16 protein-coding genes are annotated in these 22,516 nt (G+C 72.5%); 9 read left to right on the forward strand and 7 right to left on the reverse strand.

What is annotated here, in order from left to right:
- Positions 1 to 45 precede the first annotated feature (45 nt).
- The gene (locus AB0C76_RS18585; protein WP_359966053.1) at positions 46 to 1,626 is read right to left on the reverse strand and encodes an NlpC/P60 family protein; all 1,581 of its coding nucleotides are present in this window, start codon (positions 1,624 to 1,626) and stop codon (positions 46 to 48) included.
- Positions 1,627 to 1,970: 344 nt separating this feature from the next.
- Between AB0C76_RS18585 and AB0C76_RS18590 the strand changes: the two genes are divergently transcribed.
- Together AB0C76_RS18590 and AB0C76_RS18595 are read left to right on the forward strand one after the other, a co-directional pair.
- A complete protein-coding gene (locus AB0C76_RS18590) occupies positions 1,971 to 3,194 on the forward strand; it encodes an inorganic phosphate transporter (RefSeq protein WP_359966056.1) in 1,224 nt (407 codons plus the stop codon).
- A 26-nt stretch (positions 3,195 to 3,220) separates the two neighbouring features.
- The gene (locus tag AB0C76_RS18595) at positions 3,221 to 3,466 is read left to right on the forward strand and encodes a hypothetical protein (protein WP_359966058.1); all 246 of its coding nucleotides are present in this window, start codon (positions 3,221 to 3,223) and stop codon (positions 3,464 to 3,466) included.
- A gap of 80 nt (positions 3,467 to 3,546) precedes the next feature.
- On the opposite strand, the gene AB0C76_RS18600 is transcribed toward AB0C76_RS18595, so the two are convergent.
- Both AB0C76_RS18600 and AB0C76_RS18605 read right to left on the reverse strand, forming a co-directional pair.
- A complete protein-coding gene (locus AB0C76_RS18600) occupies positions 3,547 to 5,100 on the reverse strand; it encodes an MDR family MFS transporter (RefSeq protein WP_359966061.1) in 1,554 nt (517 codons plus the stop codon).
- 111 nt (positions 5,101 to 5,211) lie between these two features.
- Positions 5,212 to 5,700, reverse strand: a complete 489-nt coding sequence (locus AB0C76_RS18605) for a MarR family transcriptional regulator (protein ID WP_359966064.1) — start codon at positions 5,698 to 5,700, stop codon at positions 5,212 to 5,214.
- A 164-nt stretch (positions 5,701 to 5,864) separates the two neighbouring features.
- Between AB0C76_RS18605 and AB0C76_RS18610 the strand changes: the two genes are divergently transcribed.
- A complete protein-coding gene (locus AB0C76_RS18610; protein WP_359966066.1) occupies positions 5,865 to 6,902 on the forward strand; it encodes an ABC transporter permease in 1,038 nt (345 codons plus the stop codon).
- Positions 6,903 to 6,976: 74 nt separating this feature from the next.
- On the opposite strand, the gene AB0C76_RS18615 is transcribed toward AB0C76_RS18610, so the two are convergent.
- The 4 genes from AB0C76_RS18615 to AB0C76_RS18630 all read right to left on the reverse strand — a co-directional run bounded on the left by AB0C76_RS18615 (position 6,977) and on the right by AB0C76_RS18630 (position 12,290).
- On the reverse strand, positions 6,977 to 8,194 hold the full coding sequence (locus AB0C76_RS18615) for an ROK family transcriptional regulator (RefSeq protein ID WP_359966069.1): 1,218 nt from the start codon (positions 8,192 to 8,194) through the stop codon (positions 6,977 to 6,979).
- A 33-nt stretch (positions 8,195 to 8,227) separates the two neighbouring features.
- Entirely contained in the window at positions 8,228 to 8,791 is a 564-nt protein-coding gene (locus AB0C76_RS18620) for a GtrA family protein (protein ID WP_359966072.1), read from the reverse strand.
- 147 nt (positions 8,792 to 8,938) lie between these two features.
- Entirely contained in the window at positions 8,939 to 11,335 is a 2,397-nt protein-coding gene (gene lon, locus AB0C76_RS18625; RefSeq protein ID WP_359966075.1) for an endopeptidase La, read from the reverse strand.
- Positions 11,336 to 11,480: 145 nt separating this feature from the next.
- Positions 11,481 to 12,290: a rhomboid-like protein gene (locus AB0C76_RS18630; protein WP_359966078.1), complete on the reverse strand. Its 810-nt coding sequence runs from the start codon at positions 12,288 to 12,290 to the stop codon at positions 11,481 to 11,483.
- A gap of 568 nt (positions 12,291 to 12,858) precedes the next feature.
- Here AB0C76_RS18630 and AB0C76_RS18635 point away from each other — a divergent pair.
- The 6 genes from AB0C76_RS18635 to AB0C76_RS18660 all read left to right on the forward strand — a co-directional run bounded on the left by AB0C76_RS18635 (position 12,859) and on the right by AB0C76_RS18660 (position 22,516).
- Positions 12,859 to 13,596, forward strand: a complete 738-nt coding sequence (locus tag AB0C76_RS18635) for a response regulator transcription factor (RefSeq protein ID WP_326846781.1) — start codon at positions 12,859 to 12,861, stop codon at positions 13,594 to 13,596.
- Between the two features lie 76 nt (positions 13,597 to 13,672).
- Complete coding sequence (locus AB0C76_RS18640) at positions 13,673 to 14,803, forward strand: HAMP domain-containing sensor histidine kinase (RefSeq protein WP_359966081.1); 1,131 nt, start codon at positions 13,673 to 13,675, stop codon at positions 14,801 to 14,803.
- Positions 14,804 to 15,161: 358 nt separating this feature from the next.
- The gene (locus AB0C76_RS18645) at positions 15,162 to 18,905 is read left to right on the forward strand and encodes a multifunctional oxoglutarate decarboxylase/oxoglutarate dehydrogenase thiamine pyrophosphate-binding subunit/dihydrolipoyllysine-residue succinyltransferase subunit (protein WP_359966084.1); all 3,744 of its coding nucleotides are present in this window, start codon (positions 15,162 to 15,164) and stop codon (positions 18,903 to 18,905) included.
- 256 nt (positions 18,906 to 19,161) lie between these two features.
- Positions 19,162 to 21,189, forward strand: coding sequence for a protein kinase (locus AB0C76_RS18650; RefSeq protein ID WP_359966087.1), 2,028 nt, complete (start codon positions 19,162 to 19,164; stop codon positions 21,187 to 21,189).
- A gap of 32 nt (positions 21,190 to 21,221) precedes the next feature.
- Positions 21,222 to 21,401 (forward strand): DUF6104 family protein, encoded by a 180-nt coding sequence (locus tag AB0C76_RS18655; protein WP_030057990.1) that lies wholly within the window; start codon positions 21,222 to 21,224, stop codon positions 21,399 to 21,401.
- Between the two features lie 191 nt (positions 21,402 to 21,592).
- On the forward strand, positions 21,593 to 22,516 hold the full coding sequence (locus AB0C76_RS18660) for a DUF4097 family beta strand repeat-containing protein (protein ID WP_359966091.1): 924 nt from the start codon (positions 21,593 to 21,595) through the stop codon (positions 22,514 to 22,516).

The raw sequence follows: 22,516 nt of genomic DNA on the forward strand, positions 1-22,516 counted from the left end.
CCCCGCGTCCGGTGACGCGGGGCGGCCTCCTCGCACCGCACGGGGTCAGGGCAGCAGGCCACCGATCAGCGGCACTGTCGCGGTGGCACTGCCCGGCGTCGAGGCGGCCGGCGTGCCCGTGCCGCTCGGCGTCGGCGTCCCGGTACCGGTGGGCGTCGGAGTCCCCGTGCCCGACGGGGTCGGCGTCGCGGTGCCGGTGCCGGTGCCGGTGGGCGTCGGAGTCCCCGTACCGCCCGGCGTCGGCGTTCCCGTACCCGACGGCGACCCCGTACCCGACGGCGTCCCGGTCCCGGACGGCGTCCCCGGATTGGTCGACGGCGTGCCGGGCGTGGTGGACGGGGTCCCCGGGTTCGGCGCCGGCGTGCCCGGGGCCGGGGTCGGCACCGGCGGCCGCTGCTCGGCCGGGGTCGGGGCGATCGGCGTGACGGCGTCCCAGCCGGCCGGGAGGGCGGGCACCTTCCAGGCACCGCCGGCGTCGTCGGCCGCGCCGGACGGGTCGGGGCGGACGGCCCCGAGGATCGGCATCGAACCGATCGGCGAGACCTTGATCACCGCGCCCGGCCGGGGGGCCTGCACGATCAGCCCGCCGCCGATGTACATCGCGACGTGGGTGGCGCCCTGGAAGTACACGATGAGGTCGCCGGGCCTGATCTGGTTCAGTGCGACGTGCGGGAGCTCGGCCCACTGCTCCTGGCTGGTGCGCGGGATCGGCTTGCCCGCGTGCAGCCAGGCCTGCGAGGTGAGCCCCGAGCAGTCGTACGAGTCCGGGCCGACGCCGCCCCACAGGTAGGGCTTGTTGAGCTGGGCCAGTGCGAAGGCGACCGCCGCGCGCCCGGCCAGCGAGGGCGTGCGCTCGCCCTGGCCGAGGGCGCCGCTGGCGAGGAAGGCCAGCTGGGCCTCGTCGGCCTTGGCCTTCTCCAGCTTCTCCAGTTCGGTGCGCTGGGCGCCGGTGAGCGAGGAGACCAGCTGCTCGACGGCGGCGAGGTCGGTGGCGACCTTGGCCTTCGCCGCCTCCTGCTGCGCGACGAGCGCCTGGGAGGTCTTGAGGGCGTCCGCGGTCTGAGTGGTCAGCCCGGCGAGTTCGTTGCGGTCGGCCTTGAGCCGGTCGAGGAACTCGGACTGCGAGCGGCTGGCGGTGGCGAGCAGCTCGGCGATGGTGACGGCCTCGTACGGGTCCTTGGAGAGCAGGAGTTCGGCGTAGGCGGAGGTGGCGCCGTTGCGGTACTGGGCGGCGGCGAGCTGCGCGGCGATGTCGGTGCCGGCGTCGACCTGCTTCTGCTGGCGTTCGAGCCGGTTCTGCAGGTCTGTGAGGGCGGCCTGCTGCTCGGTGACCTTGGCGACCGCGCCGTTGTACTGCTCGGTGGCGGCCTCTGCGCCCTGGTAGAGCGCGTGCAGCTGGTCGAGCAGCGGTCCGAGGGTGGCCTTGGCAGCAGCGAGCGGGTCGTCCCCCGGGGCGGCCGTGGGAGCCGTCACGCCGGGCGTGCCGGGGTCGGGTGCGGCGTACGCGGCCCCGGCGGCCAACGGGAGCGCCAGCGCCGCGGCGGCCAGCACGGCTCCGCACCGCAGGGCGGCCCGCACCCAGGGTCGTACGCCCACCGTCTCGCCGCGCCGCGATTCCCCGCCCATGGGTCTTCCTCCCCGCCCTGCCCGTCCCCGGGTTCCCCGGATCCCGGCGATCCTCCCACGGGTTACCCGCCGGAAACAGGGCGCGCCAGGACCGGAAGGTGAATTCTCGCTTCACGACCCCGTTCACCTGTGAGACAGGTCTCAGCAAACCGGAGCGAACCGGGGCGTTCTTCGCTAAGGTCCAGCTCAGCACGGCCGATGTCACTCCTGCGAAAGCTCCTGGCCATCGCCGGGACACCAGCGGAACCACAATTCCCGGCTCAGTTCACCTTCCGTTCACCGAACCTGCCTACGGTCGCGAGCGACACCAACGTCCGTGCGACAACTACGACGATTGTTTGGGTATGGAACACATCTCGTTCCTGGTGGCCGTTGTGATCATCACGGCGCTCGCCTTCGACTTCACCAACGGGTTCCACGACACCGCGAACGCGTCCGCCACCGCGATCGCGACGGGAGCCCTCCGGCCGAAGGTCGCGGTCACCATCGCGGCCGTCCTCAACTTCGCGGGCGCGTTCCTGTCCGTGAAGGTCGCCACCACCATCTCCGGCGGCATCGTCAACGAGAAGACCGGCATCCACCCCGAGATCATCTTCGCCGCCCTGGTCGGCGCGATCCTGTGGAACCTGCTGACCTGGCTGCGCGGCCTGCCGTCCAGCTCCTCGCACGCCCTGTACGGCGGCCTGATCGGCGCCACGATCGTCGGCGTCGGCATGAACGGCGTCAACTTCGACACCGTGATCACCAAGATCCTCATCCCGGCGGTCGCCTCCCCGTTCGTCGCGGGCCTGGCCTCCTTCGGCGCCACCAAGCTGGCGTACCTGATCACCCGCCGCGGCAACGAGGCCACCACGAACAAGGGCTTCCGGACCGGCCAGATCTTCTCCTCCTCGCTGATCTCGCTCGCGCACGGCACCAACGACGCCCAGAAGACGATGGGCATCATCACCCTGACCCTGGTCTCGGTCGGCGCCCTGCCGAAGGGCGCGCTGCCCCCCACCTGGGTGATCGTCTCGGCGGGCGCCGCGATCGCGCTCGGCACCTACATGGGCGGCTGGCGGATCATCCGCTCGATGGGCAAGGGCCTGGCGGACATCCAGCCGCGGCAGGGCTTCGCCTCCGAGTCGTCGGTCGCGACCGTCATCCTCACCTCGTCGCACATGGGCTTCGGCCTCTCCACCACCCAGGTCTGCACCGGCGGCATCATGGGCGCCGGCCTCGGCGGCCCGAAGCCGGAGCTGCGCTGGAGCATGGTCCGCCGCATGGTCTACACCTGGGGCCTGACCCTGCCGGCCGCCGGCCTGGTCGCCGGTGGTGCGGCCCTGGTGGTCCGCCAGGGCACCTGGGGCGTGGTGCTGGTCGGCGCCGCGCTGGTCGCCGGCGCGGGCGGCATGTGGCTGATCTCCCGCCGCCAGCCGGTCAGCGCGGACAACGTCAACGAGGTCGGCTCGGTCGAGGACGTCACCGCGGTCGACGCCATCCCGGTCGACGTCACCGCGGTCGACGTCACCCCGGTCGCCCCGGCGAACGCCGCCCCCACCACCGCCTCGACCACGGTCGCGGCCTGAGCGCCGCCGGCTGAGGAGCACACACCATGCACATCAAGTGGAACGCCCTGGCCCAGACCGCCGGAGTCAGCTTCGGCGTCACCGTCGCCGTGGTCACCGTCTTCGCGCTCGGCATCCTGGCCCTGTCCCGCCGCGAGGCCGCGCTGACCGCCCGCGAGGACGGCACCGCCCAGGCCGGCGGCGGCCGGCTGGTGCTGGCCGGCGCGTACGCCTGCTTCGCCGTCTGCGCCGCGGCCGTCGCCTACGGCCTGGTGCTGATCGCCGCACCGTAGGCACGACCGCGCACACGCGAACGGGCCGGGAAGTGGATCCCCACTTCCCGGCCCGTTTCCGTGCCCGCGTACCGGACGCGTCAGTTCTGCTGCGTGGTCCGCAGCGCCGTCTCCCGGATGAAGAGCACCGTGACGAAGGAGGCCAGCGCGAACGGCGCGGCCCACAGGAACACCGTGCCGACGCCGTGCCCGAAGGCGTCCGTCACCAGCGGCAGGATCGGGGCCGGCAGCTTGTGCAGGTCCGGGATGCCGCCGCCGGAGGCCGCGTGCCCGGCCGGGATGTGCGCGGCGGCCAGGTTCTCGGCGAGGTAGTGGCCGACCTTGTTGTTCATCAGCGCGCCGAGCGCGGAGACGCCCATCGCGCCGCCCATGGTGCGGAAGAACGTGACGACCGAGCTGGCCGCGCCGAGCTCGTTGCGGGGCACCGTGTTCTGCACCGCGAGCACCAGGTTCTGCATGGTGAGGCCGAGCCCGATGCCGGTGATCGCCATGTAGACGGAGAGCAGCCCGTAGCTGGTGTCGGTCCGCATGGTGCCGAGCAGGCCGAAGCCGATCGCGAGCAGCGCCGTGCCGGAGACCAGGTAGGCCTTCCAGCGGCCGTACTTGGTGATCAGCCGGCCGGCGACGGTCGAGGAGAGCGCCAGGCCGAGGATCATCGGCAGGGTCATCAGGCCGGCCATCGTCGGGGACTTGGCGCGGGCCAGTTGGAAGTACTGGCTGAGGAAGGTGGTCGCGCCGTACATCCCGACACCGACCAGCACGCTCGCGAGCGCGGCCAGGGTGACGGTGCGGTAGCGGAAGAGGTCCGGCGGGATGATCGGCTCGGCGGCGCGGCGCTCGATGACGACGGCGAGCGCGCCCAGCAGCAGGCCGCCGCCGACCATGGCCGCGGTCTGCCAGGACAGCCACGCGTAGTTCTTGCCGGCCAGGGTGATCCAGACCATCAGCAGGCTGACGGCGCCGGTGATGGTCAGCGCGCCGAGGTAGTCGATCTTCGGCTTGCGCTTGACCACCGGCAGCTTGAGGGTGCGCTGGACCACCAGGATCGCGGCGATCGCGAACGGGATGCCGACGTAGAAGCACCAGCGCCAGCCGAGCCACGAGGTGTCGACGATGACGCCGCCGATGAGCGGGCCGCCGATGGTGGCGAGGGCGAACACCGCGCCGAAGTAGCCGCTGTAGCGGCCGCGCTCGCGCGGCGGGACCATCGCGGCCAGGCAGATCTGACCGAGTGCGACGACACCGCCCGCGCCGATGCCCTGGAGGGCGCGGCAGGCGATGAGTTCGCCGGTGTTCTGGGAGAGGCCGGCCAGGGCGGAGGTGGCGATGTAGATCAGCAGGGCGATCTGCAGCAGCACCTTCTTGCTGGCGAGGTCGGAGAGCTTGCCCCAGATCGGGGTGGAGGCGGTGAGGGTGAGCAGCGCGGCGGTGATCACCCAGGTGTAGGCGGACTGGCCGCCGTGGAGGTCGGTGAGGATGTGCGGCAGGGCGTTGGAGACGACGGTCGACGAGAGCACGGCCACGAAGAGGCCGAGCAGCAGGCCGGACAGCGCCTCCATCACCTGTCGGTGGGTCATGGGTCGGTCGTCGACGGCGGCGGCTGCGCCGGTCGCGGCCTCGGTGGTCACGGTCATCCCGGTCCTTAGAAATCGTTGACTTAGGCAACCATACGAGCAAATGGTTGCTTAGGGCAACTTTCTTCAAGGCAAAGTAAAGACCGGCCCCACCCGCGCGACCCCCTGCGGTCACTCCCCGGCGGGCTCGCCGAACACGTCGTTGAAACGGTGCAGCAGCTCGGCGAAGCGGACCACGTCCCCCTGGGACCAGCCGCCCATCACCTCGCGGACCCGCCGCATCCGGACGTCCCTGGCCGCGAGGTAGCGCCGCCTCCCGTCCTCGGTCAGCGAGACGAACGCGGCCCGCCGGTCCAGCGGGTCCGCCACCCGGGCGACCAGGCCCAGCTCCTCCAGCGCCCTGATCTGCCGGCTCACGGTGGCCTTGCCGACCGCGAAGTACACGCCGACGTCGGTCACCCGCACCCGCCCGGCCTGCTCGATGTAGCCGAGCATGCTGTACGCCATGCCCTCCAGCTCCGGGTGCACCCGGCGGGACAGCTCGGCGACCCTCGCCCGACCGCGCCGGAACATCAGCGCGACCTCGCGGTCCACCGCCAGCAGCGCGTCCTCGTCCAGTGTTCGCCCGCCCGGCACCCGCTCGCCACTCTCCGCACTCACCGCGCCAGTATCCCGCAGCGGCCGTGGCCGGAACGCGGCGCGTGCGGTGCGACAAGCCAACTACTTCATGGTATGAAGTATCTGTTCTCGTAGTATCTGTTTTCGCTCGAAACGTGGGTTTCCCCCCGAAACCCCAGGTTTCCCCCGATACCAAGGAGATGTGGATGGCCGCCCCGGGGCAGGGTTTCGTCGCCGAACTGAAGGGAGCGGTCACCCCGCGCGCAGCGCTGATGGTGATCGCCGTGCTGCTGCTCCAACTCGGCTTCATCACGTCGTACGTCGGGGCGCTGCACAAGCCGACCCCGCACAACCTGTCGATCGCGGTGGTCGCCCCGCCGCAGGTCGCGCCCAAGCTGGTCGGCGCGCTGGAGTCGGTGCCGAACGACGCCGTGAAGCCGGTCACGTCGCCGGACGCCGGGACGGCCACCCAGCAGATCAAGGACCAGAAGATCTACGCCGCGCTGGTCTTCAACCCGGCCGGCACCGAGGACACCCTGCTGACCGGCGGCGCCCGCGGCACCTCGGCCGCCAAGGCCGCCGAGAGCATCACGACCGCGCTGGAGAAGAGCCAGGGCCGCACCGTCAAGGTCGAGGACGTCGTCCCGCTGGCCAAGGGCGACACCAACGGCCTCTCCGCCTTCTACCTGGTCATCGGCTGGTGCGTCGGCGGCTACCTGGTCGCCTCGATCCTCGGCATCAGCGCCGGCTCCAAGCCGGCCAACGTCCACCGCCTGCTGATCCGGCTCGGTGCGCTGGCGCTGTACTCGATCGCGGCCGGCGTCTTCGGCACGCTGATCGCCGGTCCGGTCCTGGACGCCCTGCCGGGCTCGATCCTGAGCCTGTCGGCGGTGGGCGCCCTGGTGGTGTTCACGGTCGGCGCGTTCACCATGGCGCTGCAGTGCCTGTTCGACATCATCGGCATCGGCATCGCGGTGCTGATCTTCGTCGTGCTCGGCAACCCGAGCGCGGGCGGGGTCTACCCGGCACCGATGATGCCGCCGTTCTGGCGCGCGATCGGCTCGTGGATCCCGAACGGCGCCGGCACCGCCGCGACCAAGTCGATCGCCTACTTCGACTCGACCAACATGGCGATGCCGCTCCTGGTGCTCGTCGTGTGGGCGGTCCTCGGCGTGGCGGTCGCCCTGCTCGCCGTCGTGCGCGGTCCGCGCTCGGGCGGCCGGGAGCTGGTCCAGGAGGCCTGAACCCCCGCGTGGCCGACCTCCTTGCGGAGGGATCCCGTGCCCCCCGGCCCCAGCGGCCGGGGGGCACGGCCGTCTCAGGCGCCCGCCAGCCGGCCGGGGTCGGCCACGACGGCGCGCACCACCCCGACGGCGGCACCCAGCAGCGGCCCGCGCCGCCCGAGCCGGGAGACCGTGAGCCGGTCGTCCGACCAGGGGCGGACGGTCACCCGGGCGCCCATCTCGGCCCGCATCGACGGCAGGAGCCAGGGCGCCAGCTGGGCGTAGCCGCCGCCCAGCACCACCTCGGCCGGGTCCAGCAGGTTGACCGCGCCGGAGGCCGCGATGCCGAGCGCCGCCCCCGCCCCGGCCAGCGCGTCGCGCACCTCCTCGTCCCCGGCCTCGGCGCGCTCGGCGAGCAGGGCCACCCAGTCGCCGCGGATGCCCTCCAGCCCGGCCGCGCGCAGCACCGCCGTCTCCCCCGCGTACTGCTCCAGGCAGCCGTGCGCGCCGCACGCGCAGCGCGGCCCGTCCGGGCGGACCGGCACGTGGCCGAGCTCGCCCGCGTAGCCGTGTGCGCCGCGCAGCAGCCGACCGCCGATCACGATCGCCGCGCCGACGCCGGCCTCGGCCGAGACGTGCAGGAAGTGGTCCGGGCCGCCGCCCAGCCAGAGTTCGGCGAGCCCGCCCAGATTGGCCTCGTTGTCCACGTCGATCGCGAGCTCCGCCAGGTCCTCCGAGCCGGCCGCGCGCAGGGCCAGGCGCAGCTCGGCGGCGAGCGGCACCTCCCGCCAGCCGAGGTTGGCGGCCCGCTGGAGCACCCCGCCGGCGGTGCCGACCAGTCCGGGCACGGCGAGCGCGAGCGCGGCCGGGCGCAGGCCCGCCTCGGCGACGGCGCGGCGCAGCAGTTCGGCGAGGTCGGCCATGACGGCGGCGGGCGTGCGGCCCCGGTTGCGGATCTCCTGACGGCGCCAGGAGACGACCTCGCCGCGCAGGTCGACGACGCAGGCGCCGAGGTGCTCGACACCGATCTCGGCGCCGAGGCCGCCGGGCCCGTGCGGGTTGAGGCCGAGCGCGGTGCCGGGGCGGCCGACCTTGCCGCTCGGCGCGGCCGGGCCCTCCTCGACGACCAGGCCGCCGGCGATCAGCTCCTCGGCGAGCGAGGAGACCGCCGCCCGGGTGAGTCCGGTCTCCGCGGCGACCTCGGCGCGGGAGCGCGGGGCCCGCGCGATCACGCCGAGCACCAAGGCCAGGTTGGCCCGGCGCATGCCCTGCTGGCTGGCGGGTCCGCTCCGGACGCCGTCCGGCTCACGCATGCACCCACCCCGCTCCCTGGCGGTCACCCGGCCTCACCGAGCCCCGGGCACCTCCCGGGACGTCTCGTGTGCAGCGTAACCGGGTTCGAGGGGCGGCTGCGTCCCGGTGGCGACGGGCTCGGCGAGGTGGGTGAACACCCAGCGCTGCATCGCCCAGAAGCGGAAGAGCATCGCCACGAAGGTTCCGACGATCATGCCGCTGAGGAAGTCCGCGACCTCCTGGGTGAACGCGCCCACGTAGGGCTCACGCAGGTCCAGGACGTACCGCGAGACCGCCAGCGGCACGTCGTTGACGGCGATCGCCACCGCGCTGACCAGGAAGAACAGCACCGCCTCGCGCCGCCGCCCCTGGGCCCGGAAGGCCCAGCGGCGGTTCAGTACGTAGGAGACGACGGTGGCGATCACGGTCGCGATGGTCAGCGCGACCACCGGCTTGTGCTCCAGGACGGTGAACTTCAGCTCGAAGTTGATCACCGTGGTGAGCGCGAAGCAGCCGCCGCCGACCAGCAGGAACTTCACCAGCCTGCGGTGGCGCACCAGGACGGGACGCAGCCTCGCCGGCACCCGGGCCAGGACGCGCTGAGTGGGGGACGGCATCCTCGCAGTTTCGCACGCGGTCCGCCGTCCCCCGGCGTCACTCGGCGGAAATCCTCAGGACGCCGGTGGCCGTCCCCCGGCAGACCACTCTGCGGGCAGGGCCCGGCCGGAGCGGCGGTGCCGCTCCGGCCGGGCCCTGATCCCGCGTCAGGCAGCGGCGACGAGCACCTCGGCCGGCTCCAGGGCCAGCTTGAGCACCTCGCGGACGTCCGCCACCGGGTGCACGGTGAGCCGCTCCAGCACCTCGGCCGGGACGTCGTCCAGATCGGCCTCGTTGCGCTTGGGGATGATCACCGTGGTGACCCCGGCCCGGTCGGCGGCGAGCAGCTTCTGCTTCACCCCGCCGATCGGCAGCACCCGTCCGGTCAGCGACACCTCGCCCGTCATCGCCACGTCCGTGCGCACCTTGCGGCCGGAGAGCAGCGAGGCGAGCGCGGTGGTCATGGTGATGCCGGCGCTCGGCCCGTCCTTGGGGACGGCCCCGGCCGGGACGTGCAGGTGCACGCCGCGGTCGCGCAGCGAGGTGACCGGCAGCTCCAGCTCGGCGCCGCGCGAGCGCAGGAAGGAGAGCGCGATGTGCGCGGACTCCTTCATCACGTCGCCCAGCTGCCCGGTCAGGGTCAGCCCGGTGCCGCCCGTCTCGGCGTCGGCGAGCGAGGCCTCGATGTAGAGGACGTCGCCACCGGCGCCGGTGACCGCGAGGCCGGTGGCCACGCCGGGGACGGCGGTGCGCCGCTCGGCCGGCTCCTGGGCGGCCTCCGGCACGTGGTGCGGGCGGCCGATCAGCGCGCGCAGGTCGTCCGCGCCGATCACGGCGGGCAGCTCCCGCTCGCCGAGCTCGGCCTGCGCCGCGACCTTGCGCAGCACCCGGGCGATCGAACGCTCCAGGTTCCGCACGCCGGCCTCCCGGGTGTACTCCCCGGCGAGCCTGCGCAGCGCCGGCTCCTCGACGCCGACCTGCCCGCCGCCGAGCCCGGCCCGCTCCAGCTGGCGCGGGAGCAGGTGGTCGCGGGCGATGACGACCTTCTCGTCCTCGGTGTAGCCGTCGAGCCGGACGAGCTCCATCCGGTCGAGCAGCGGCTCGGGGATGGCCTCCAGCACGTTGGCGGTGGCGAGGAAGACGACGTCGGAGAGGTCGAGCTCGACCTCCAGGTAGTGGTCCCGGAAGGTGTGGTTCTGCGCCGGGTCCAGCACCTCCAGCAGCGCGGCGGCCGGGTCCCCCCGGTAGTCGGAGCCGACCTTGTCGATCTCGTCGAGCAGGACGACCGGGTTCATCGAGCCGGCTTCCTTGATCGCCCGCACCAGGCGGCCGGGCAGCGCGCCGACGTAGGTGCGCCGGTGACCGCGGATCTCGGCCTCGTCCCGGACGCCGCCGAGCGCGACCCGGACGAACCTGCGGCCCATCGCGCGGGCCACCGACTCGCCGAGCGAGGTCTTGCCGACCCCGGGCGGCCCGACCAGGGCCAGCACCGCTCCCCCTCGGCGGCCGCCGACCAGCCCGAGCCCCTGCTCGGCGCGGCGCTTGCGCACGGCGAGGTACTCGACGATGCGCTCCTTCACGTCGCCGAGGCCGGCGTGGTCGGCGTCCAGCACCGCGCGGGCGCCGGTGATGTCGTACGCGTCCTCGGTGCGCTCGTTCCACGGCAGCTCCAGGACGGTGTCCAGCCAGGTGCGGATCCACGAGCCCTCGGGGGACTGTTCGGACGCGCGCTCCAGCTTGTCGACCTCCTTGAGAGCGGCCTCGCGGACCTTCTCGGGCAGGTCGGCCGCCTCGACGCGGGCGCGGTAGTCGTCCTCCTCTCCGGCCGGGTCGCCGTTGAGCTCGGCCAGCTCCTTGCGGACGGCCTCCAGCTGGCGGCGGAGCAGGAACTCCTTCTGCTGCTTGGCCACGCCCTCCTCGACGTCCTTGCGGATCGAGTCGTTGACCTCCTCCTCGGCGAGGTGGTCGCGCAGCAGCGTCAGCGCGTACTCCAGGCGGGCGACCTGGTCGGCCTCCAGCAGCACCTTGAGCTTCTGCTCGGCGGTGGCGAAGGGCGCGTAGCCGATGTTGTCGGCGAGCTCGCCGACGCCCTCGATCCGGTCCACCCGGTCGACGATCTGCCAGGCGCCGCGCCTGCGCAGCCACTGGGTGGACAGCGCCTTGTACTCCTTGACCAGCTCGGCGGCCCGGCCGGCCACCGGCATGCCGACCGAGGACTCCCGGAACGGCGTGGTCTCGACCCAGAGGGCGGCTCCGGGGCCCGTGGTGCCGGCCCCGATCCGGACCCGCCGCACGGCGCGCACCAGCGCCGCCGGGTCGCCGTCGGCCAGCCGGCCGACCTGCTCGACCGCGGCCAGCGTGCCGACCGCCGCGTACGAGCCGTCCACCCGGGGGACCAGGAGGACCTGAGGCTTGTCGGCGCCGCCGGCCGCCGCGCGGGCGGCCTCCACCGCGGCGCGCACCTCCGTGTCCTTCAGGTCCAGCGGGACGACCATGCCCGGCAGGACGACCTCGTCGTCGAGCGGCAGCACGGGCAGGGTGAGCGGTGCGGACGTCGATGCCATGATCTCTCCCCAGTCAGCGAACTTGAGTCGACCTGACTAAGTCTTCGGAGGCGCCGGATGTTCCCCGACCTTTGTTCGCCGTGAGCGAACGGAAGAGGAGCGCAGCCGGGGGCGGCGGGAAGGTCGTCAAAAACCCCCGAACGAGTTAACGGACGTCCAAGACCGGGGCACCGCCGGCGGCCGCGGCCGGCCCGGGACCGGCCTCCGGAGCCTCCGCGCGCAGCGGGCGCGCCCCGCGCCGGGGGCCGTGGCGCAGCCAGCGCCACAGTGCCACGCCGGTCAGCACCGCCGCCGGGTGGCCCACCGCGGTGACCAGGTCGTTCTCGGTGACGATCTGCTCGGCGATCAGCGCCGCCGCGCCGCCCAGCGCCGGCAGCCGCCCGCGCCAGGAGAGCAGCCCGGCGAGCGCGCCGAGACTGACCAGCACGCCGTAGCTGACCCCGATGTCCAGGTAGTCCATCGCCGCGGACTCAAGTCGCCCGGTCTCCACGGCGGTGATCACCACCGCCTGGGACAGCAGCGTGGCCGTCACGTGCCCGATCGCGAAGACCGCCGCCGCCCGCCGGGAGCCGACCCGGCGCTCCAGCGGCGCGACGGTGAAGGCGAATCCCCAGAGGTACGGCATCCACACCGAGCCCGCCACCCAGAAACCACTGAGCAGCAGCGCCCGCAATGGGTGGTGCAAAAGATTGTGACCGTCCGAACTGGAGGCCTCCTGCAGCCGCAGGACGAGATCCGGATCGGCGAGTTTGGCAAAGGTCGTGGTGGCGCCCACCACGGCGAGATATCCGAGGGCGAAAGGGTTGCGCCGGGGCGTCGGCACCCGGGCCAGCAGCCACTCGGCCACCCCGGTGCGCAGCCCGAGCCGCAGCATCCCGTACGGCGGTCCGGCCCACGGCGGGCACGGCCCCGGGCGCGGTCCCACCGGTCCGCCGCCGCGCCGCAGTCCAGCCATGCCGCCTCCGCTCCACGCCCGCAGCAACCGGTCCCCGGCTCCCGCCCGGGGAACCAACGTACCGGCGCGCGCCCGCAATCCCTCCCGCGGGGCGTTGTCGTGATCACGTTACGTCGAGGTTCTGAGAACCAGCTGGGAAAAGCCCGTGAAGACCGGTGAACCGGTCGACCGGTCGGATTCCGGCATTGGTCCAGACCTACTTCCGTTTGACCCGTCAGTAACGGCCCTGACCGGCGACTTGGCGTCAACTCGACTGCATACGTACCGTTACGCAGTGAAAAAACGCCGGGTAAGGTATCGGCCCGTGCCCACTCGTGAGTGGGTCCGAGAGCGGGCCGGAACCGGCCCAACGGGCCGGAAACGTCCGGTCCACCTGCCGGGAGGCACCCGCTGTCCGTACGCTGCGAAGTGCGCGGGAGAAGCGGGTGGCCGACCTCCGCCCTCCGATCCGCGCACGCGACGGGACGGCGGACCCGGCACACAGTCCACGACGGAACAAGACTACGAAGCGGAGCCCCGCCATCCCCACAGGTGGCCGGCCCGCAGCCCTGGGGGCGGTGGCGTGACCGTGACAGAAATTCAGCAGGACAACAGCAACAGCGGCGGCACGGTGAGCAGCCAGCGCAGAGTGCTGGTGGTGGAGGACGAGCCCACGATCGCGGAGTCGATCGCGGCCCGGCTGGGCGCGGAGGGCTTCAAGGTCGCCGTGGCCCACGACGGCCCCGGCGCGGTCGACGGCTTCCACACCTGGCAGCCTGACCTGGTCGTCCTCGACATCATGCTGCCCGGATTCGACGGCCTCGAAGTGTGCCGCCGGATCCAGGCCCAGCGACCGGTGCCGGTGCTGATGCTGACCGCGCGCGACGACGAGACGGACCTGCTGGTCGGCCTCGGCGTCGGTGCCGACGACTACATGACCAAGCCCTTCTCCATGCGCGAACTGGCCGCCCGGGTCAACGTGCTGCTGCGCCGCGTCGAGCGCGCCCAGCAGGCCGCCCGCACGCCCGCGCTCGGTTCGCTGCGCTTCGGCGAGCTGGAGATCGACCACGTGCAGCGCCGGGTTCGGCTCGCCTCGGGCGACGTCCACCTGACGCCGACCGAGTTCGACCTGCTCGCCTGCCTGGCCGCCCAGCCGCGTGCCGTGCTCACCCGCGAGCAGCTGCTGGCCGAGGTGTGGGACTGGACCGACGCGTCCGGCACCCGCACCGTCGACAGCCACGTCAAGGCGCTGCGCCGGAAGATCGGCGCCAGCTGGATCCGCACCGTCCACGGTGTCGGCTACGCGCTGGAGGCCCCGCTCTCCTAGCGGCGCCTCGGGCATCGGGCCTCCGGGGGGCCCGTGTCCCGAACCGCCGTACCCATGCGGGGGACCACAGGGACCAATGACCTTTCCACAGCAACGCAACGGCGACGCCGCCGGCACCCGGTCGCAGACCCTCGCCGCCCGCGCCGCCCGCCGGGTCTGGGCCGACATCCGGCCGCTCGACCCCGTCCGGTCGATCAAGGGCAAGCTCGCGCTGCTCGTGATCGTCTCCGTCTTCCTCGCCAGCGGCATGGTCGTCGTGGCGATGAAGTCCGAGACGCAGATCCGCATCATCATGATCTTCTCGATGATCGCGTCGCTGCTCTTCATGCAGTTCCTCGCGCACGGGCTCACCGCCCCGCTGCGCGAGATGACCGCGGCCGCCCGCGCGATGGCCTCCGGCGACTACAGCCGCCGGGTCGAGGTGAGCTCGCGCGACGAGATCGGCGAACTGGCCGCCACCTTCAACCAGATGGCCGCCGACCTGGAGGCCGCGGACCGCCACCGGCGCGAACTGGTCGCCAACGTCTCGCACGAGCTGCGCACGCCCATCGCGGCGCTGCGCGCCGTGCTGGAGAACGTGGTCGACGGCGTGGTGCAGCCCAATCCGGCGACCCTCGAAGCGGCCCTGGAGCAGACCGAGCGGCTCGGCCGCCTGGTCACCCACCTGCTCGACCTCTCCAAGATCGACGACGGCGTGGTCGACCTCGACGCCCGCCCCTTCGAGGTGCGCGAGTTCCTCGACGGCGTGCTGCGCGGCGTCACCGTGGACGGCGCGACGGCGGGCGGAGCCTTCTCCCGGCGCGGGGACGTCCGGCTCGCGCTGGAGGTCAGCCCGGCCGGCCTGACCGGCGTCGCGGACCCGGAACGCCTCCACCAGGTGGTCGCCAACCTGGTCGACAACGCCTGCAAGCACTCCCCGCCCGGTGGCACCGTGACGGTGCGCGCGCGGCCCGACGGCGAGCCCGGCGGCCTGGTGCTGGAGGTCGAGGACGAAGGGCCCGGCATCCCGCCGGCCGACCGCAACCGGGTGTTCGAGCGGTTCAGCCGCAGCGGCACGGCCACCGCCCAGGGGCCGGGCTCCGACGGCGGCACCGGCCTCGGCCTGGCCATCGCCCGCTGGGCGGTGGACCTGCACGGCGGGCGGATCGCGGTCGCGGAGTCGCCGCGCGGCTGCCGGATCGAGGTCCGGCTGCCCGGTCCGCACTGACCCGCGGCGGCCGGCCCCGCATGATCGTCTCGTGTGATCCCCCAAGGGGGCCCGAAGGGGGTCCCACGGGCACGGAGTGGGGTTTGTGTCACAGATCCGACACAGACGTACACGAAGATCGTTCGAAGATTCGACCGGCTTTTTGTCCGCTTTGATCCCGATTTGGGGGGCGATCCGGCCTGGTCAGTTCCCCTCAGATGCGCGTTTCTAACGCACATTTTCGGCCAATCTGCAGGTCAGGACTGTGATCTGGACGACGCCTGCCCCCCGGGGACTGCGCGATCACTGGTCAGGGGCGTAGCCTTAATCCCCGCTGTCCAAACATCCCAAAAGGAAGCGGAAGAGGGCGGTTGCCGCCGTGTCGCCACAGTCCCAAGAAACCCCCAACAGCTCGGCTAGCTCCACTGGCTTCGGCCCCAATGAGTGGCTCGTCGATGAGATCTACCAGCAGTACCTCCAGGACCCGAACTCGGTCGACCGAGCCTGGTGGGACTTTTTCGCCGACTACAAGCCCGGTTCCGAGGTGACCCCAGTGACCCAGGCCGCGACCCAGGCCGGCCCCACGCCGACCCCCGCCGCTGCCCCCGCGCCCGCTGCCGCTCCGGCCGCCGCGCCCGCCCCCGCCGCGCCGGCCGCCCCGGCCCCGGTGGCGGCTCCCGCGCCGCTCGCCGCCGCGCCCGCCGCGCCGCCGGCCCCCAAGGCCGCCGCCCCGGCCGCCCCCGCCGCTCCCGAGGCCACCGGCCCGGAGCTGGTCCAGCTGCGCGGCCCGGCGAAGGCCGTCGCCACCAACATGGACGCCTCGCTGGAGGTGCCGACCGCGACCTCGGTCCGCGCCGTCCCGGCGAAGCTGTTGATCGACAACCGCATCGTCATCAACAACCACCTGCAGCGCGCCCGCGGCGGCAAGGTCTCCTTCACCCACCTGATCGGCTACGCCCTGGTCCAGGCCATCAAGGCCCACCCGGGGATGAACCACAGCTACAAGGTGGAGGGCGGCAAGGCCTTCCTGGTCAAGCCCGAGCACATCAACCTGGGCCTGGCCATCGACCTGGTCAAGCCCAACGGCGACCGCCAGCTCGTCGTCGCGGCCATCAAGAAGGCCGAGACGCTCGACTTCTTCGGCTTCTGGCAGGCCTACGAGGACATCGTCCGCCGGGCCCGCGCCAACAAGCTGACCATGGACGACTTCACCGGCGTCACGGTCTCGCTGACCAACCCCGGCGGCATCGGCACCGTGCACTCCGTGCCGCGCCTGATGCAGAACCAGGGCACCATCGTCGGCGTCGGCGCCATGGAGTACCCGGCCGAGTTCCAGGGCTCCGCCCCGGAGACCCTGTCCCGCCTGGGCGTCTCCAAGATCATGACGCTGACCTCGACCTACGACCACCGCGTCATCCAGGGCGCGGCGTCCGGCGAGTTCCTGCGCGAGATCCACCGCCTGCTGCTCGGCGAGAACGGCTTCTACGACGAGATCTTCGAGTCGCTGCGGATCCCGTACGAGCCGGTCCGCTGGGCGACCGACGTCGCCACCACCCACGACGACGAGGTCAACAAGACCGCCCGCGTCATGGAGCTCATCCACGCGTACCGCGTGCGCGGCCACCTGATGGCCGACACCGACCCGCTGGAGTACAAGCAGCGCAAGCACCCCGACCTGGACGTCGTCCAGCACGGCCTCACCCTGTGGGACCTGGAGCGCGAGTTCGCGGTCGGCGGCTTCGGCGGCCAGAAGATGATGAAGCTCCGCGACATCCTCGGCCTGCTGCGCAACACCTACTGCCGCACCGTCGGCATCGAGTACATGCACATCCAGGACCCGAACCAGCGCAAGTGGCTGCAGGAGCGCCTGGAGAAGCCGTACACGAAGCCGGAACGCGAGGAGCAGCTGCGCATCCTGCGCCGCCTGAACTCCGCGGAGGCCTTCGAGACCTTCCTGCAGACCAAGTACGTCGGGCAGAAGCGCTTCTCGCTGGAGGGCGGCGAGTCGCTCATCCCGCTGCTGGACGCCACCATCGACGCGGCCGCCGAGCACCGCCTCGACGAGGCCGTCATCGGCATGGCCCACCGCGGCCGCCTGAACGTGCTGGCCAACATCGTCGGCAAGCCGTACGGCAAGATCTTCGGCGAGTTCGAGGGCAACCTCGACCCGAAGTCGATGCACGGCTCCGGCGACGTCAAGTACCACCTGGGCGCCGAGGGCACCTTCACCGGCCTGGACGGCGAGACCATCAAGGTCTCGCTCGCCGCGAACCCCTCCCACCTGGAGGCCGTGGACCCGGTCGTCGAGGGCATCGTCCGCGCCAAGCAGGACGTCCTGGACCAGGGCGGCACGACCTTCCCGGTGCTGCCGATCCAGATCCACGGCGACGCGGCCTTCGCGGGCCAGGGCGTCGTCGCGGAGACGCTGAACATGTCGCAGCTGCGCGGCTACCGCACCGGCGGCACGATCCACCTCGTGGTGAACAACCAGGTCGGCTTCACCGCCGCCCCGGCGTCCTCGCGCTCGTCGATGTACTGCACCGACGTGGCCCGCATGATCGAGGCCCCGATCTTCCACGTGAACGGCGACGACCCGGAGGCCGTGGTCCGCGTCGCGCGGCTCGCCTTCGAGTTCCGCCAGGAGTTCCACAAGGACGTGGTGATCGACCTCATCTGCTACCGCCGCCGCGGTCACAACGAGGCCGACAACCCGTCGTTCACCCAGCCGCTGATGTACGACCTGATCGACAAGAAGCGCTCGGTGCGCAAGCTGTACACCGAGGGCCTGATCGGTCGCGGCGACATCACCATGGAAGAGGCGGAGCAGGCGCTCCAGGACTTCCAGGGCCAGCTGGAGAAGGTCTTCGCCGAGGTCCGCGACGCGGCCCAGACGCCGGCCGCCGGCGCCACCGGCAAGCCGGTCGCCGACTTCCCGGTGAACATCCAGACCGGCATCTCGCAGGAGATGGTCAAGCGGATCGCCGCCTCGCAGGTCAACCTGCCGGAGTGGCTGACCGTCCACCCGCGTCTGTTCCCGCAGCTGCAGCGCCGCGCCGCCTCGGTCGAGGACAACACCATCGACTGGGCGATGGGCGAGACCCTCGCCATCGGCTCGCTGCTCATGGAGGGCCACCCGGTCCGCCTGGCCGGCCAGGACAGCCGCCGCGGCACCTTCGGCCAGCGGCACGCCGTCCTGATCGACCGCAAGACCGGCGAGGACTACACCCCGCTGCAGTACCTCACCGAGGACCAGGCCCGCTACACCGTCTACGACAGCCTGCTGTCGGAGTACGCGGCCATGGGCTTCGAGTACGGCTACTCGCTGACCCGCCCGAACGCGCTGGTCATGTGGGAGGCGCAGTTCGGCGACTTCGTCAACGGCGCGCAGACCATGGTGGACGAGTACATCGCCTCCGCCGAGCAGAAGTGGGGCCAGCACTCGGGCGTCACCCTGCTCCTGCCGCACGGCTACGAGGGCCAGGGCCCGGACCACTCGTCCGCCCGCCCGGAGCGCTTCCTGCAGCTGTGCGCGCAGAACAACATGACGGTCGCCATGCCGACGCTGCCGTCGAACTACTTCCACCTGCTGCGCTGGCAGGCGCACAACCCGCACCACAAGCCGCTCGTCGTCTTCACCCCGAAGTCGATGCTGCGCTTGAAGGCCGCGGCGAGTGCGACCGAGGAGTTCCTGTCCGGCTCGTTCCGCCCGGTCATCGGCGACTCCACCGTCGACCCGGCGCAGGTGCGCAAGGTGGTCATCACCGCCGGCAAGTTCTACTACGACCTGGAGGCGGCGCGCACCGAGCGCGGCGTCACCGACACGGCGATCGTCCGGGTCGAGCGGCTCTACCCGCTGCCGGTGGCCGAGCTCCAGGAGGAGCTGGCCCGCTACGGCGACAACGTCCAGTTCATCTGGGCGCAGGAGGAGCCGGCCAACCAGGGTTCCTGGCCGTTCATCGCGATGAACCTGGTCGACCACCTGCAGGTCGTCATCGGCCGCAGCGCCAACGGCTCGCGCCTGCGTCGCGTCGCGCGCCCGGCGGCCTCGTCGCCGGCGGTCGGCTCGGCCAAGCGCCACGGCGCCGAGCAGCAGGCCCTGATCGAAGAGGTCTACTCGATCTGAGGCCCTGAGCCAGGCTGACGCAACCGGCCCCCGTCCTCCCCTTGCGGGAGGGCGGGGGCCGCTTCGTTTGTCGCAGAACCGTTTCCCCACGATGCCATGTCAAGGTCGCAGCTCTGCAACCAATCGGATACCGGCGTGCCGGCCTTCCTGACGGATCGATAGGTTATGCCTCGCCAGATCGCTGCCCCGGGGGCCCGTCTCCGCGTCCCGGGCCGGTCGGACGCGACCTCACCGCTCTCCCAGGGGGATGACCCAGATGACCGCCGACACGCCGAGGGATGCCAGCAAGCTCCCGCCGGTCTTCCAGCCACTGCAGCCCGACGACCCCCGGGAGGTCGGCGGCTACCGGCTCTTCGCCCGGCTGGGCGCCGGCGGCATGGGCCGGGTCTACCTCTCGTACACGCCGGGCGGGCGCCCGGTCGCCCTCAAGGTGGTCCGCCCCGAGTTCGCCGAGGACGGCGAGTTCCGCCGCCGCTTCGCCCAGGAGGTCAGCAACGCCCAGCGGATCCACGGGCTCTACACCGCGCAGGTGATCGACTCCGGCGGCCTGGACTCGGACGCCCCCTGGCTGGTCACCGCGTACGTGCCCGGCCCGTCCCTCCAGCAGGTCGTGCGCGAGAACGGCGCGCTGCCGGTGCGCACCGTCCTGCTGCTGATGGGCGGCATCGCCGAGGCGCTGCAGGCCATCCACAGCGTCGAGGTGGTGCACCGCGACCTCAAGCCCGCCAACGTGCTGGTCGCCGGGGACGGCCCGCGGGTGATCGACTTCGGCATCGCCCGGGCCGCCGATGCCACCGCGCTGACCGGCACCGGCTACCGGATCGGCTCACCCGCCTTCATGTCCCCCGAGCAGGCCCAGGGCCGCCCGGTCACCCCGGCCACCGACGTGTTCGCGCTCGGCGCGCTGGCCGCGTACGTGGCCGGCGGCGCGGCGCCGTTCGGCGACGGCCCGGACACCGCCGTCCTCTACCGGGTCGTGCACGAGGAGCCCGACCTGGACGCCGTCCCGGCCGACCTGCGCGAGCTGGTCCTGCGCTGCCTGGCGAAGCTCCCGGAGGACCGGCCGACGCCGGCCGAGATCATCCAGGTCGCCCGCAACCACCCGGAGGTCGGCGGGCAGCTGCGGTTCGGCGAGGACTGGCTGCCGCGCCAGGTCAACACCGAGATCACCCGTCGCTCGGACCTGCCCAAGACGCCGCCCACGCCGGTCCCGGCCGTCCCCGCCACCCCGCCGACCCCGGTGCCGGCCGTGCCCGCCACTCCCCCGCCGCCGGCCGTCCTCCCGTCGCCCGCGGGCCCGACCCACCCGCCCACGGCCGTGACGCACCAGCCGGCCGCGCCCCAGGCGCCTGCGGGCCCCCCGCCCGGCTTCGTGCCGCCGCCGGTCGGCGCTTACGGCGGCCCGCAGCCGCCCACCGAGGCGCCGACCGCCCCGGTGCTCACCTCGCCGCCCACCATGCAGCTGCGCAGCGGGCCGCCGAACTTCGACACCCCTCCGCCCGGCCCGGTGGTCACCGACGTCCCGGAGCCCGCCAAACCCGAGCCGAAGGCCAAGAAGGGCGGGGTCTCCTGGAAGGCCCTGCTCGTCGTCGCCCTGGTGATGGCGATCGGCGGCACCGCGGGCGGCGTCTTCCTGATGAAGAAGCTGAACGACGGCAAGTCGAGCGGCGGCACCCCGGCCGCCGTCCAGTCGGTGAGCCAGTCGGCCGCGCCGCTGCCGACGTCGGGCGCCGTCACCGCCCCGGCCTCCGGCACCGGTCCGTCCTCCGGGAACACCCCGGTGCCGGCACCGACGGGCAAGTCCGGCACGCCCGGCGCCACCGTCTCGGCGCCCGCCCGGCCCGCCGGCTACACCCCGGCGCTCGACAAGGTCTCGCTCGCCATCCCCGGCGCCGAGTACTCCAGCGACGCGTACCGGATCGACCTGAACGCCGGCAAGGTCGTCCCGCGCGACACCAACCTGAAGTGGGGCTTCGGGGTCGGCAAGGCGCAGTGCTGCGGCGGCCGGGCGGACGCCTTCTCCGCCTACGGGGACAGCACCTCCGACTTCGCCGTGATCAGCGAGGCCAGCGTCACGCCGGAGCAGTGCGCGAGCGCGATCGACTCCCGCCCGGACACCGACCTCAGCTTCAACCACGTCCCGGCGGGCCGGCTGCTGTGCATCCGCGACCGGGTGACCCAGAACATCGCCGTCGCCGCCGTGGAGGTCGCCGACGCGAGCACCGGGGCCGCCAAGGTGACCGTCAGCACCTGGCGGGCCAACGGCCAGCCGGGTCTATCCTGACCAGGTCAATCCCCATCCGACCGGAGCGAACCGTGTACTTCACCGACCGAGGCATCGAGGAGCTGGAGAACCGGCGCGGCGACGAGGAGGTCACCTTCGAGTGGCTGGCCGAGCGCCTGCGCGAGTTCGTCGACCTCAACCCCGACTTCGAGATCCCGGTCGAGCGGCTGGCCACCTGGCTGGCGCGGCTCGACGACGAGGACGACGAGTGACGCGGTGAACCGCCCGCGAGAGGCCCGGAGGCTGCTGCCCTCCGGGCCTCTCGCGTTGTCCCGTAGGGGTGGCCTCAGGGCCGCGTCCGGGCCGGGATCAGGGGCCGAACCGCTTGCTTTTCCCGCCACGCGATATATCGTCTTCAACAGAGAACGCGATACATCGCGAGTCGCAACGGGAGGCGGCAGAGATGAGCCAGTGGACGGTCGACGGACCCGACAGCATCACCATCGACGAGGCCGTGCGCACGGTCAACGTACGGGTCATCGACGGCACCGTGAACGTGGTGGCGGCCGACGGCCCGGCCCGCCTGGAGGTCACCGAGCTGCGCGGCGAACCGCTGCACGTGACGCTGGTCGACGGCGTCCTCACGGTCACCTACAAGGACATCAGCAGCTGGGGAGAGGTCGGCGACTGGCTCAAGTCCGCCACCTCGATCAAGAGCTTCTTCGGCTCGCTCAAGAACAAGCGCGTCGCCGGCGTCACCCTGACCGTCCCGGCCGCCACCGAGGTCAAGGTCGGCACCGTCTCGGCCGGCGCCACCGTCTCCGGCTTCGCCGGCCACGTCTCGGTGCAGAGCGCCAACGGCGACGCCACGCTCGTCGGGCTCAGCGGCCGCACCGACGCCAACACCGTCTCGGGCGACGTGGACGCCCAGTCGGTGGGCGGCCAGCTCAAGGTGAACACCGTCTCCGGCCAGCTCACCGTGGTCGCCGGCACGGCCGAGCGGATCCAGGCCAACTCGGTCACCGGTGCGGTCACCCTGGACCTCGACGTGGTCACCCCGGCCGACATCAAGGTCACCACGGTCAGCGGCCAGGTCGCCGTCCGGCTCCCCTCGCTCGCCGACGCCCGGGTCGACGCCGGCTCCACCAGCGGCGACGTCTCCAGCACCTTCGACCAGCTCAAGCTCAGCGGCAGCTGGGGCGCCAAGCGCCTGTCCGGCCAGCTCGGCGACGGCCAGGGCAGCCTCGCGGTGACGACCGTCTCCGGCGCCGTCACGGTGCTGCGCCGCCCGGACGCGGAGGACGAGACGCCGGTGGTGGTCCGCGAGCTGCCGGCCGGCCCGAGCCTCGACAAGCCCGCCGGACCCGACTTCACCAAGGAGGCGTGA

The organism is Kitasatospora sp. NPDC048722, assembly GCF_040650235.1.
Lineage (GTDB): Bacteria > Actinomycetota > Actinomycetes > Streptomycetales > Streptomycetaceae > Kitasatospora.